Annotated in this window: 11 protein-coding genes; 5 read left to right on the forward strand and 6 right to left on the reverse strand. The window is 36.3% G+C overall.

Annotation, left to right across the window (positions count from 1 at the left end; genetic code table 11):
• Positions 1–15 precede the first annotated feature (15 nt).
• Together Q0505_RS04665 and Q0505_RS04670 are read right to left on the reverse strand one after the other, a co-directional pair.
• Positions 16–1,236: a DUF4856 domain-containing protein gene (locus Q0505_RS04665; protein WP_299209513.1), complete on the reverse strand. Its 1,221-nt coding sequence runs from the start codon at positions 1,234–1,236 to the stop codon at positions 16–18.
• Positions 1,237–1,372: 136 nt separating this feature from the next.
• Positions 1,373–1,837: a heme-binding domain-containing protein gene (locus Q0505_RS04670; RefSeq protein WP_299209516.1), complete on the reverse strand. Its 465-nt coding sequence runs from the start codon at positions 1,835–1,837 to the stop codon at positions 1,373–1,375.
• A gap of 163 nt (positions 1,838–2,000) precedes the next feature.
• Between Q0505_RS04670 and Q0505_RS04675 the strand changes: the two genes are divergently transcribed.
• The 4 genes from Q0505_RS04675 (at position 2,001) to Q0505_RS04690 (ending at position 4,985) form a co-directional block, all read left to right on the forward strand.
• Positions 2,001–2,420: a hypothetical protein gene (locus tag Q0505_RS04675; protein WP_299209519.1), complete on the forward strand. Its 420-nt coding sequence runs from the start codon at positions 2,001–2,003 to the stop codon at positions 2,418–2,420.
• Positions 2,420–2,830, forward strand: a complete 411-nt coding sequence (locus Q0505_RS04680; RefSeq protein ID WP_299209522.1) for a VOC family protein — start codon at positions 2,420–2,422, stop codon at positions 2,828–2,830. The genes Q0505_RS04675 and Q0505_RS04680 overlap by 1 nt, the downstream gene beginning before the upstream one ends.
• A 426-nt stretch (positions 2,831–3,256) precedes the next feature.
• The gene (locus Q0505_RS04685; protein WP_299209525.1) at positions 3,257–3,604 is read left to right on the forward strand and encodes a YciI family protein; all 348 of its coding nucleotides are present in this window, start codon (positions 3,257–3,259) and stop codon (positions 3,602–3,604) included.
• Between the two features lie 142 nt (positions 3,605–3,746).
• Entirely contained in the window at positions 3,747–4,985 is a 1,239-nt protein-coding gene (locus Q0505_RS04690) for a sigma-70 family RNA polymerase sigma factor (RefSeq protein ID WP_299209528.1), read from the forward strand.
• On the opposite strand, the gene Q0505_RS04695 is transcribed toward Q0505_RS04690, so the two are convergent.
• The 3 genes from Q0505_RS04695 to Q0505_RS04705 all read right to left on the reverse strand — a co-directional run bounded on the left by Q0505_RS04695 (position 4,953) and on the right by Q0505_RS04705 (position 12,208).
• Entirely contained in the window at positions 4,953–5,411 is a 459-nt protein-coding gene (locus tag Q0505_RS04695; protein ID WP_299209531.1) for a hypothetical protein, read from the reverse strand. The genes Q0505_RS04690 and Q0505_RS04695 overlap by 33 nt on opposite strands.
• 165 nt (positions 5,412–5,576) lie before the next feature.
• Positions 5,577–10,190, reverse strand: coding sequence for a T9SS type A sorting domain-containing protein (locus tag Q0505_RS04700; protein ID WP_299209534.1), 4,614 nt, complete (start codon positions 10,188–10,190; stop codon positions 5,577–5,579).
• A 362-nt stretch (positions 10,191–10,552) separates the two neighbouring features.
• Positions 10,553–12,208 (reverse strand): FAD-dependent protein, encoded by a 1,656-nt coding sequence (locus tag Q0505_RS04705; protein ID WP_299209537.1) that lies wholly within the window; start codon positions 12,206–12,208, stop codon positions 10,553–10,555.
• Positions 12,209–12,351: 143 nt separating this feature from the next.
• Here Q0505_RS04705 and Q0505_RS04710 point away from each other — a divergent pair, with 143 nt between their 5' ends.
• Complete coding sequence (locus Q0505_RS04710; RefSeq protein ID WP_299209540.1) at positions 12,352–12,561, forward strand: hypothetical protein; 210 nt, start codon at positions 12,352–12,354, stop codon at positions 12,559–12,561.
• An 18-nt stretch (positions 12,562–12,579) separates the two neighbouring features.
• On the opposite strand, the gene hisS is transcribed toward Q0505_RS04710, so the two are convergent.
• Complete coding sequence (gene hisS / locus Q0505_RS04715; RefSeq protein ID WP_299209543.1) at positions 12,580–13,962, reverse strand: histidine--tRNA ligase; 1,383 nt, start codon at positions 13,960–13,962, stop codon at positions 12,580–12,582.
• Positions 13,963–14,051: the final 89 nt, after the last annotated feature.

The following is a 14,051-nucleotide window of genomic DNA, read 5'->3' on the forward strand; positions in this document are numbered from 1 at the left end:
TCTTTTTATTTTTAGTTAGCTTCCTGCTTGTGTCACTGTAAACGTGAAACGATTTGCAATGGTGCTTGACATCTCATTTAAGGTTGCCGGAGTGATATCCCAGAATCCGTTACCAGCTGTCAACTGATCCATAAAACCTTGTACTTCTGTTGCTGAGAAATAGGGTGCATTGGTTTGCGGATTTCTAGTGAATTGTAAGCTGTAGATAAATCCGAATCCTTCTGATAGATCGTGGAAAGCAGTACCTAAATTATTAGTTTCGATTCCATTTTTTCCTTGTTGTAAATAATACACAGCACGTATTCCTACTACTTCAGAAAGTAATTCTCTTAAAATAGCTGCTTGCTGATCTCTAACATCATAATCTTTGGCGACGATGGCAGCACGTCCTAATTTAAAGGCATTGAAAACGTCTTCTGCAATTCCTGCAAAGTCAGGATCACCTTCTACTCTTCCTATATATTTATTTAAGAAGTTATCGTCTAATCCTATGGTTGTATTTGGATTTGCTAAATCTGTAGCGGTTCCATATACATATCCATAAGCTTCATCCCACTTATGCTCCATATCTGTATATGCTTCCCCATCGACAACAACATCATTAGTATTATCGGCTATATTGGTTCCTGCGTCTAGAACAGCGGTTCCTAAGTAATTATTAAGTGCTTGATCTATCATTAAAGCACCGATGAGTCCTTTGTTCACGGCTTGATCGTACTCTAATCCTTTTGAGTTGATATATCGAGTGCTTCCGCCATCTGCTATTTGTCCAGCAACTCCAATAGAAGCTACGGTATTTTCTGCTGGAAAAACTTCTGTGATTTGAGCTGAAATAAGATCTGCGAAATAGGTTTTGATTATTGCAGATGCAGCGCTATTCGTACTAAAATAATCCTGAGAAGCAGCTACCTTCGCTCGTATGTTTTTTGTAGAATTATTAAGTGCATCACTCTCAAAAGGTGAGTTCTCATTCGCATACATATTTAACAGCAATTCTTCAGTTGCTGTATCAAAATCTCTCATAGAGGAGATCAATGCTTCTCCCATCAGAATACGAGTGGTTTGTCCTGAAAAATTTACTGTAGACACCCCTTCTCTTTCAAAAGAATAGGTTGTAGGAACTTCTATCGTTACTTGTGAACCTGGTGGATCTATGATAGCTCCATCGTCATCATTACTACACGAAGTAAATGCTAATATTGCAATGGATAAGGTAGAAAATAGGATTTTTTTCATGTTTATTTAGACTTAATATAAATAGTTTTTTGTTTTCGATGACAAAAATAATACAGAGAATTGATTCTGCAAAGTTTATTTAGATTAAATTTAAATAAGATATATTATCTTTTAGTTATGAGATGTTTAAATTAAGTTACATCTGACTTTGTAGTTGAGTTCGTACAGATCTAGCCCAAGTTTCTAGCAGTTCTTTTTCCTCCTGAGATAAATTTCCGTGAATGAGTGTATAGGATTCTAATGGCATTTCGCCTTCTTCTACCTCTTCTATAAGCTCATCTAGTTTGTGATCTTTCTTTTTTAAAGAATAGCTTTCCCATTTTGCAAAATCAAGGTGCTTTTTACCATCTTCTATATGTTCATCAATAAAAAAGGTAAGTGGAGCTACTTCTGCATACCAAGGGTATACTGTGCTATTACTATGACAGTCGTAACAATTATTTTTAAGAATTGCTTTTACTTCTTCAGATGGTTTTGTTTCTGCTTCAAAAGCAGCAATATCTGAGTAATCTCCTAGATTTTTTTCTGGTCTGATAAACTGAATAATAACCAATGCGATAAGTGCTACAACAGCAACAATTTTTAAAACTTTACGGATCATAATATTTTTATATACCGCAAAAATAAAAATATAAACACGTATTCACAATACTTATTTTTAATTATTCTAAATAAAAGAAATACGTCACAAATCAAAAATACACGTTAAAACATTCCAAAACGTCTAGTTGTATAACTGAAATATTATGTAGACTTTTATAAGAATGAAAATAGTAGACATCATACAAAATTGGTCAGGGTATTTCACTTATCCTATCTATGATAAAAAAGGGAATATATCTGAGGAGGAGGAGGAACGCGTACGTTTTCAAATGTCTATAAATCTGCATCATGGAACATTTACTGGGACTGCTACAGATGAAGAATCTAAACATCTTTTTGATAAACCTGCTTTTATAAAAGGGTTTATAGAAAAAAATCTAATTAGTTTTACGATACAGTATCCTTGTCATTATTACATAAACGAACAAGGAAAACTTACTATTGATCCTCAGGAAAAACATCCAGAAATACGATATACAGGTTTTTTTAATGAAACAGAAGACGAAATTATAGGGAAATGGGAAATGGGCGAATCGCCAGGTGAAGGAGATTGGGGTGAATTTGAATTAAAAAAAGGATGATGGAAGACTTTATAATAGACCATTTAGATCATGTGGCAATACGCGTAAAAGACATAGAAGTATCTGCGTCTTGGTATGAGAAGACTCTAGGACTCAAACGCAAAATAGTGCCTGAATGGGGAGCCTATCCTATTTTTCTTTTAGCGGGCAAAGCAGGAGTTGCCCTATTCCCTGCAACGATAGAGGATCCTATGGTAGATCCTACTTCAAAAAATAGTAAGATAGACCACTTTGCTTTTCACGTAAGTGCAGAAAATTTTATAAAAGCAAGAAAGAAATACGAAGCTTTACAATTGGACTACATCTTTACAGATCATCACTACTTTCATTCCATATACACCAAAGATCCTGATGGACATACAGTAGAGCTGACTACGATTGTTGTAGATGCAACTGCATTTTATACCTAAAAATACTTGTGCCTTCTTAAAACAGGACAATCTTATGCATCAAAAAAGCCCTCTTAAAAGAAGGCCTTTCTAATACAAATTTCAACATGTTTCTTTTTAGAGACATCAGGGACTTTCGATGTTTACTTTATGTTTCATCTTGAAATAGGTCTTCTATCAAAAACAACGAACGTTTGTTCTTTTTTTATTGTCTACTCTTATCTATATAGAATCAAAGAACATACCACAAGTAATTATAAAGTTGATAGTTCCTGTCGCTATTGCTCAAATTATTATGACAACATATAAAAACAAACATCATTTATCTTATATTCATACAAGAATTAATTACATATTCAAATGATCTCTATTATATAAAAAATAAAAATGTCCCCCTTTATCAAAACAGTATCGTCTTACTCATGAACAATCTTAAAAACAACTAGTATGAAAGAATTTATGATGATTTTTGTAGGAGCCGATTATGCCGACCTTGGTTTATCGCCAGAAGAATTACAAAGCCGCATGGGAAAATGGTTTTCTTGGGGTGATAAAATGGAAAAAGCAGGCGTTTTACGTGGAGGAAATGCATTAACTCCTGATATACGTAGAGTTTCTGGAGAACACAGAACAGTCACAGATCTTACCTCTGCTGAGGTAAAAGAAATTGTAGGGGGTTATTATATCGTCGAAGCAAAAGATATGGATCATGTGCAAGAGATCGCACAAGACTTTCCCGATTATGACTTGGGTGGTACTGTAGAAATACGCGAAATCATGGTCTTTGACGAATAAAAGATGAACTCTCAGACCTTAAAATCGACCTAAGGGTCAAGGTATAAAGCCTTATATCCCGCTACAAAAGCGGGATTAGTTCAACTAGCCATTTTAAATTTATTGCTTCGCAATTCTTTAAAACAGCGTTTCACTAATAATTATGGAACCAAAACTTATAGACCATCTTTTCAGGCACCACTACGGAAAGATGGTCTCTGTTTTGGTCCGTATTTTTGGATTAGCACATTTAGAAACCATTGAAGATGCCATACAAGATACCTTTATAAAAGCCACTATCTCTTGGAAGAATACGCCTCCAGAACATCCTGAAGCTTGGCTCACACAAGCGGCTAAAAATAGAGTTTTAGATCTATTTAGAAAATTAAAAGCAGCCCACAAAAGAGTTCCTAATCTGACTACAGGAACAGAAACTATTGCTATCCAAGAACTATTTTTAGATACTGAGATTGAAGACAGTCAGTTACGTATGATCTTTACAGCCTGTCACCCTCGTCTCAATCCAAAAGACCGGATCTCATTTGCATTAAAAACAGTCTCTGGTTTTAGTCATAAAGAAATTGCTGCAGCTTTGTTGACCAAAGAAGAAACGATTAAAAAGAGATTAAGTCGTGCAAGAACCGTCATTCAAAGAGAAGGGGTTTCTTTTAAAATTCCACAGGGCAAAGCGCTGTCCAATCGATTAAACAGTGTGATGGAAGTCCTCTATCTCATCTTTAATGAAGGATTCCATTCTACCAAAAAAGAGTTACTAATACGCAAAGAATTGTGCGCCGAAGCTATGCGTTTGTGTCAGCTATTACTCACACATAAAAGCACACAAACCCCAAAAGTGTATGCGCTATTTGCTGTGATGTGTTTTCACGCCGCGCGTATAGACTCCAAAACAAATCACGATAATGAGCTCATGGATTTACGCCATCAAAATAGATCTTTATGGTATTTTCCATTAGTTGCATTAGGAAATACTGCCATGCATAAAGCTGTTGAGGGAGCTGATTTTTCTTCGTATCATTATGAAGCTGCGATTGCTGCAGAACATCTTAAAGCGTCCTCTTTCGAAAAAACAAATTGGAAAGCTATTCTAAAATGGTATCAGCACCTATATGAGTTGGAACCTATGTCTATATATATTCTCAATATGGCGGTTGTTCAATTACAAGATAAACGCTTTCGCGAAAGCTACCAACTTCTACAACAATTAGTCCCTGAAACTTTAGGACAACGTAGATACCTTTACTACGCAACACTGTCGGATTATTATCTCACACAAGAAGAGTATCCAAACGCCATAAAATATATTGATCTTGCGCTAGATCTGGTAACTAACTTACAAGAAAAAAAGTATTTAGAAAAGAAGAGGGTCGCGATGATTCTTTAAACCATCTACCTCATCCTTAAGTGTTTTTTCTGCCCAAATCATTGCTTCTTCTAACCCATTATTGAATAACTGAAAAGGTTTTCTACAAAAGATTTGCTCTATAGCGGTTGTAGAGGGATCTGTACCCGTTGGGACAACAATAGAAAGCGCTTTTAAAGTGTTAATTTTATGTAGATATTCGTAATCTGTAGGCACTACAGAGTACGAGTGTACACGATGAGAAATATAAACCCAATGCCGATTTTTCAAAACCAATAATCCCTTAAAGAGTAGCGATGCCGCCGAAGCATAAGAAAGATTAACACCTTCATGTACCTCTACAACAGCGATATTCTTGTTGTAAATATAAATAGTTGCAATCTTACTAGTGATTCGATTCGTAAGTTGGAATCTATCACTTAAATGATGAGGGCTTGAGGACTTCATTGATTAGCAATATAGTTTTTTTATTCTAATTTACAATTCCCAAAACAGAAACCTACTGATTCTATAGTTTTATATAATTATAAAATAATAAAACCCTGTGAAAGATCATTCACAGGGTTTTATTATAGTCAACTTGATATGTTTATTTGGTAGCTTCTTAGAGTACTATTTCTTAATAATTTGTTTTACAACACCACCTCTATTTTTAGATTTTATTTGAAGAAAATATACTCCCTTTGCATAATTTTCAAGTGATACCAATGTTTCAAGAAATGAATCTTTGAGGTCTATTACTTTAAGTACACGCCCCCTCATGTCTGTAAGAATAGCACTGCTTAATTCTATATTTCCTCGATTTTCAATAGTAAACAGATTTGTTGTTGGGTTTGGATATATAGCTATTTCTTTAGCAAGTAGATTATCTTCTATACTGAGAGGTTCTTCAATAGTTACAATGAATGCACGTTCCTCACTTATATTACCTGAAGTATCTGTTACACTCATTACAACATTAGCAGTGTCTCCTATAGTAAATACAGTTCCGGGTAAAGGGTTCTGATTAATAATAATATCAATAATACAGTTATCGGAAGCCGAAACTAATGATGTAAAGTCTTCTAGTATATACGTAGTTTCTCCTATCTCTGTGTTGACAATCATATCACTAGGTAAGTCAATAATAACCGGTTCTATAGTATCTACGACAGTTACTATAGCCTCACAGACACCTGTTTCACCTCCATCAATTACGGTAACTGTAACGACTACTTCTCCTAAATCATCACAAGTAAATGTAGAGATATCTATACTTGCTTCTCCTATCATTTCTACTAATAAATCTTCTGCAGAAATAGACGCCACACCTGAATTATCTAACGCAACAGTAATATCGGTACATTCAATCTCCAATGGTGGCAAAAATGGCTCTCTTGAAAATAAAATTTGAACACTACTTGAAGGTAAACCACATCCGTTGTCTGCATTATCCTCAAAAATTAATATAAATTCCGAGTCATCCAAACTATCAAATTCACCACCTTCAGAGATAGGGTCTAAAACAACATCAAATACACTACATTGGGATGTTGTCACTTGTCTTCCTGAAAAAGTTACATTATTGGTACACTTATCAAACGCCATGATATATGGCGTATCAACACCAAAATCATTATAATCTGCCTCAAAAGATCGCTCGTTAATATCTAAAGGTTCTGACGGGTCAGAAGGATTTATATCTAAAAGTTCTATAGGCTCATCTGTAGGACTAAAATATTGATCACTAAAAGCACCTGGGGTTAATTGTTGTATATAATAAGGTCCTGTAAATAAACTAGGCACTATATCCGGAGCACATGACTCCTCTACAGTTATTGTAAATATACAAGTCTCACTCATATTACCTGAAGCATCAACAGCACTGATTTCAACACCTATAGTATCTCCAATTGTGTATGGCGTACCTATTGCAGGGAACTGTTCAAATGTAACTGTACAGTTATCATCAAAAAGCAAAGACCCAGAAGAATTAGGATTCTGAGAAGTATAATCTTCTAGAATATATATTCCATCTTCGTAATCTGCACTTACTACAGTATCATTAAAACAACTTAACAATAAAGGAACTGTAGTATCTACTACGGTTACTGTTGCCTCACATTCACCTATAAGCTGCCCATCAATTACGGTTACTGTAACAACAACTTCTCCTAGATCATTACACGTAAAAGTAGAAATATCGATACTTGCCTCTCCTATAGTTTCTACTAAAACATCACTCGAAGAAATAGACGCGATACCCTCTTCGTTTAATTCTACTGTAATATCTTGACACGTAATTTCCAATGTAGGTACAATGGGTTCTCTTGAAAATAAAATCTGAACAATTTGTGATGAACTACCACAACCATTACTTGCATTATCTTCAAAAACTAATATAAATTCAGAATCGTCATTAGGATCAAACTCCCCTCCTTCTGACACAGAATCCAAAATAACATTACTTGCACTACATAAAGAAGTTGTCTCTTGTTCACCAAAAAAAGTAACATTATTCGTACAGAGGTCAAAGTCTATTACATAGGTTATGTCAACACCAAAATTATAATAATCTGCTTCAAAAGAACGCTGACGGACTCCTAAAGGCTCAGGTGGATTACCACTTGTCATGGTCTCAGAAAGCGCTATAGGCTCGTTTATGGGACTAAAATATTGATCACTAAAAACACCTGGATTTAATTGTAATATATAATATTCTCCTGTAAACAAACCAGTCGCTATATCTGGACCACAAGATTCTTCTACAGTAATTGTAAATATACAAGCGTCGCTCATATTACCTGAAGCATCTGTAGCTGTAATTACCATATCAATGGTTTCTCCAACTGTATAGGATGTACCAATGGGCGGAAACTGTTCTATTATCAATGGGCCACAATTATTTATGAATCTAGGTGTTAGTAGACCATTATTGTAATAGGGAGAAGAAACTGCTCTAAAATCTTCTAATATATAAACTCCATCTTCAAAATCGACTTGTACTGAAAAATCATCAAAACATCTGCTTACTAAAGGAGCAATAGTATCTATTACGGTTACTGTTGCCTCACACTCGCCTATGAGTTCTCCGTCAAGTACAGTAACTGTAATGACTACTTCTCCTAGATCATTACACGTAAATGTAGAGATATCTATACTTGCTTCTCCTAGAGTTTCTACTAAGATATCTCCTGGAGAAACAGATGCGGTGCCATTTTCATTTAATTCTACGGTAATGTCTTGACACGTAATTTCCAATGTAGGTACAATAGGTTCTCTTGAAAATAAAATTTGAACAGATCGTGATACTCTACCACACCCGCTTTCTATATGATCTTCAAAAACTAATATAAATTCAGAGTCATCGGTAGGATCAAACTCCCCACCTTCTGATTCTGGGCCTATTAGTACAGGAGCAATACAATTTGCATCTGTAACTTCTATATCTGAAAAAGTGACATTACCCGTACAGGTATCAAACTCCATGATATACGTAAAATCTTCATTTAAAGTCCCTACATATTCTGCATTAAAGGATCGCTGATTAATCTCCAAAGGTTCTGATGGCTCATAAGGAGTGGGAACTGTCATTACCTCAGACAGTTCAATAGGCGTATCAACAGGACTAAAATATTGATCACTATAAGCTCCTGGTATTAATTGAAGTATGTAATATTCTCCTGTAAATAAACCAGGTGCTATCTCAGGACCACAAGGTTCTTCTACAGTAACTGTAAATGTGCAAGCCTCACTCACATTGCCAGAATCATCCGTAGCCGTAATCACGATATCAATAGTTTCTCCAGCGGTATATGAGGTACCAATAGGCGGAGATTGTTCTTTAGTTAGTGTAGTACAATTATCACTAAAAACAGGAACACCTGTAAAATCTTCTAATATATATACCGTCTCACCAACATCCACCCCGACTGCAAAATCATCAACACAAGTGATCAATTGAGGATTCATAGTGTCTACTACAGTCACTATTGCCGAACAACTTCCAAGTTGTTCTCCTTGAGTTACAGAAACTGTCACTACTACTTCACCAATATCTTCACAGGTAAAAGTAGTGACATCTATAGCTGCCACTTCTGGGGTTTCTACTAGGATGTCTTCTGGAGAAATAGAAGCCAAACCCTCTTCACTCAATTCTACTGTAATATCTTGACACGTAATTTCCAATGGTGCTAGAATAGTTACTGTAGAACTACACGAACTAACATGACCATCACCATCTGTAACTGTTATTGTTACGGTATTTTCCCCTACATCATCACAAGTTAATATCGGTGGATTTATATCGTAGGTTAAAGGTATTGTACAGTCACTTGTAGATATCTCTTCTACAAAATGAAAATCTTTTATGTTTGTTTGAAGGTTTTCAAAAATTAAGACTTCAATTTCATAATCATCGCCATTTAGATCTATTAAATAGATTCTTTTACATAATTCTCCTGACGATAAAATACATTTACCATCACCCACATATTCCATTGCTTGAGTAGTACAAGAAATTGCAGGGATAAATTCAAATATAACATTTGGAATAGCAGTCGCTATTGGAATTTCTATTATTTGAGCTGGGGAACCTCCTACACCTACTAATAATCTATTTTCATCCTTATCAAAAGTAAGACTAGGATCACCTCCTTGAAGTGTATTAATAGACGAAGCATCTACAAAAGGGCTCATCACTAATGTAACTAAATCAAACTTATTAATCTCTCCATCTAAATACAGGAAGTAAAGATTTCCTTGATTGTCAAATGTCATTTTTATGGGAGAGTTCTCTCCCGTAGCAGAGGTCGGGTATAGTAGAAGTTGAAGAATTGGTTCTGGATCATTCAAATCTAAAGTATAAAGACCTCTAAAATCTATTAATCCTCCTAAAAAATATGCGATTTGGGTCGTTGGATCAATAGCTATTGAAAACATAGAATCATAACTCAACCCTAAATTACTAAAATATGTATCATCTAAAACAAGATCATTATTTTCTGACTCAAAATAATAGCGATCTATACCACCAGGATTATCTGCAGTTAAAGCATACAAAAAACCATTATTAGTCCCTCCAAGTAGTTGTTCTGGTTGTAACTGGACTTCACATGAGTCATCTAGAGCTATTGTAATATCTTGACATTGTATCGTACAATCTGGATTTGTTACATCAGAGGTAAGTACCTGTTTGGAAGAAGTCTCATTGCTTGTTAAGTTATCACTTCCATAACTAGTTGTCATAGTTAAAAAAAAACAAAAAAATAATAGGGTGTATTTTTTTATCATTATATATTCTTTTTGAGTGTTGAGAAAAATCCTTTCATTCATCTACAAACTATAATCATAGTAAATATCTTAGAAGATAAACTTCAAAAAAAGGGAGGGGAAGTATAATTTTATACTCGTAAAAATACAACAATTTTTTTTTACAAATTCATTCCCCAGTTTGCTTACTTTTTTATCTTTAGTCGTTTTCTAAGGCAACAGGATCACGAGAAATGGTTATAGGGAATTAAGTTTTACTTTCTGGAGAATATAATACTTGTTTTCATCTAATGATTTTAAAAAACAGAAATCAAATTACTTAGATTTTTAAGTAGTGGTTACTCCCCTATTCGCTTCCTTCTCTTTTTCTCTTTGGGAGCTTCTTCACTTTGCGTTGAACTTATAGTTGATGTTGGAACTGGAGTTGATGTTGGCGTCAACGTGCTATACTTATCAATCACACGATCTACACAGTTAATACCATCAATCGCAGCAGAAATAATCCCACCAGCATATCCAGCACCTTCACCACAAGGATACAACCCTTGCACTTCGACATGCTCTAAAGTAATATCATCGCGAGGAATAGAGACTGGAGAAGATGTTCTACTTTCTGGGGCATGTATGACAGCATCATTGGTTAGATATCCTTTCATTTTTCTACCAAAAGCGACAAACGCTTTCTTAAGACGCTTTGCAATTAATGGAGGTAATACCTTATTCAAATCAACAGAAACAATACCGGGTTGATAGGAGGTTTTGGGGAAATCTTTGGAGACACGCCCTTCTACAAAATCACGCATCCGTTGTGCAGGAACAGCTTGTGTTTTTCCTGCTGCTTCCCAACAATCATGCTCTACCATTTTTTGAAAATCCAGACACACAAACGGATCTCCTTCTTTGTAATTAGGTAAATCTTCAGGCGTGACACTTACAACAATCCCAGAGTTTGAATACGGATTATCACGTTTGGAAGGACTCCAACCATTCGTCACTACCTCTTCTTGTGCTGTGGCACATGGTGCTATAATCCCGCCTGGACACATACAAAAAGAATATACACCCATCCCGTCTACTTGTTGTACTAAGCTGTAAGAAGCTGGTGGCAAATAGGGATTATCGTTATCGCCATGGTATTGAATCTCATCTATTAATGCTTGTTGATGCTCAATACGCACACCTATTGCAAAAGGTTTTGCTTCTATTTTGACGTTCCGTTTGTTTAATAAATAAAAAATATCCCGCGCGCTATGTCCTGTTGCCAAAATCACGTTATCAAAAGGCAACCAATCTCCATCATTAATCTGAATTTCTTTGATCTGATTTTCTATTATTTTAATGTCCGTAAGCTTACTCCCAAAACAAACTTCACCGCCTGCTTCTATAATTGCTTCTCGCATCGCAGTAATAATACTAGGTAACTTATTAGTTCCAATATGCGGATGTGCATCTACCAAAATATCTTCGACAGCACCAAAATGTACAAACCACTCCAGTGCCTTTAAGACATTGCCTCGTTTTTTAGAACGGGTATATAACTTTCCATCCGAGTAGGTGCCTGCACCGCCCTCGCCAAAACAATAATTAGAATCTTCATTAACGATATGTTCTTTATTGATCGCGGCAAGATCCCGACGGCGTGCGCGTACATCTTTTCCTCGTTCAAATATAATGGGTTTCAGTCCGCCTTCTACGGCACGTAACGCGGCATACAATCCCGCAGGTCCAGCACCTATAATTGCTACTACTGGCGCATTGTGTACTTTTTGTGGTACAAACGAGGGAATGGATTCCCGTGCTTCGTCATGCTTCCAAAACTCAATCTGTAAGGATACACGCACTGGTGATTTACGTGCATCAATGCTTCGTTTGCGGATATCCCATTCTCGTACATCCTCTGCTCTTAATCTCGCTTTCGCGAAAGCTTTCTCAGCAACATAATCATCATCTTCAGCTTGGTGCGGTAAGACATTTATTTGAACGAGTGTGCTCATGGGATGGTTGTTGAATCTGTTAATTCGTTATTCGTTATTCGTTATTCGTTATTCGTTATTCGTTATTCGTTATTCGTTATTCAAAATAGAGTACTACTCTATTTTGAATGTTCACTATGTTATATTTTAACCAGATTATCTAAATGACTACTCTATTTATACGCTTTCGCGAAAGCAGAAATCGTAATCATTCAGTCATCTCGACAAAAGGAGAGATCACACAAGTAGCTTCTGTGATGCTCACTGTCATGCGATTTCTCGTCACTCGTTCCTCGCTCTGTCGAAATGACTACTCCATTTATACACTACTTCGACAGGCTCAGCATGACATTTCGCGAAAGCGATCTCAATAACTATACGCTATATTCTCTTTATTTCAATCTCTCCATCAACACATCCAATGTCACTGTCTCCTGCTCTCCTTCTACCATGTCTTTTACCGTAAATGTATTATCTTTCATTTCTTCTTCTCCTGCTAAAATTACAAACGGAATCTCTCGACGATTGGCGTGTGTCATCTGCTTTTTCATCTGTTTCCCTGAAGTTACTTTATCAGGATACAGTTCTGCAACAATTCCTTGCGCCCGAAGACTTTTAATCGCTTTCATCGCATACAAAGCTTCTTTTTCTCCAAAGTTGATAAACAACACTTTGGTGCCTTCTAGGGTTTCTTTTGGAAATAAATTGAGTTCTTCAATGACCAGTGCAATCCGATCGAGTCCGAACGAAATTCCTACGCCACTCACATTTGGGAGTCCAAAAATTCCTGTAAGATCCGCATAGCGACCACCGCCACCAATACTTCCCATATCCACACCTTCGGGAGCGGCTACTTCAAAAATAGCGCCTGTGTAGTAATTAAGTCCGCGGGCAAGTGTCACATCTAGTTGTAGCTTAGCACTTTCTAGTCCAAGATTTTCTATCGCTTTGTTGATGAACGTTAACTCCTCAATCCCTTGCATTCCTGTTTCAGAGTTTGCAAGCAAGATTTGTAATGTTTCTAACTGATCGCCAAAACTTCCATTAAGTGTAAAAAGTGGCGCTACGGTATTAATAGCTTCTTGCGTGATGCCTTTGGCAAGCATTTCTTTAGTCACGCCGTCTTCGCCTATCTTATCTAACTTGTCTAAAGCAACGGTAAAATCTATGAGCTTATCACTCGCGCCAATCACTTCAGCAATGCCTGAAAGGATTTTGCGGTTGTTCATTTTGATGGTGACTCCTTCTAGTTTCAACGCAGTAAAAACGGCATCATATAACTGTACAAATTCTACTTCTTGCCATAAAGAATCACTTCCCACCACATCGGCATCACACTGATAAAATTCTCTAAAACGCCCTTTCTGCGGACGGTCTGCTCTCCAGACGGGTTGCATTTGGTAGCGCTTAAAAGGAAATTCTATGTCGTTTTGGTGTTGTACTACGTAACGGGCAAAAGGCACGGTAAGGTCGTAACGTAATGCTTTTTCTGAGATTTGTGGAGTAAGTGCGGTTGAGTCCGCTTTCGCGAAAGCGTCATCCTTCACCTTCCCTAAATAATCTCCACTGTTTAAAATTTTAAAAATCAATCGGTCTCCTTCTTCCCCATATTTTCCCATGAGGGTACTACTATTTTCAAAACTAGGGGTCTCAATTGGTTGAAATCCATAACGCTGAAACTGCGTACGAATGGTATTCATAATATAGGCCCGTTTTGCCACCTCTACAGGTGAAAAATCACGAGTTCCTTTAGGTATCGAAGGTTTTTGTGCCATTTCTTTTAGTCGTTAGCTTTTAGTCGTTAGCGCTTTTGCTATTCAAAATAGCATTCTATTTAAATATAGCCTCTTTAAGCGTAAGCGTC

The organism is uncultured Dokdonia sp., assembly GCF_937910895.1.
In the GTDB taxonomy this organism is placed as follows: domain Bacteria; phylum Bacteroidota; class Bacteroidia; order Flavobacteriales; family Flavobacteriaceae; genus Dokdonia.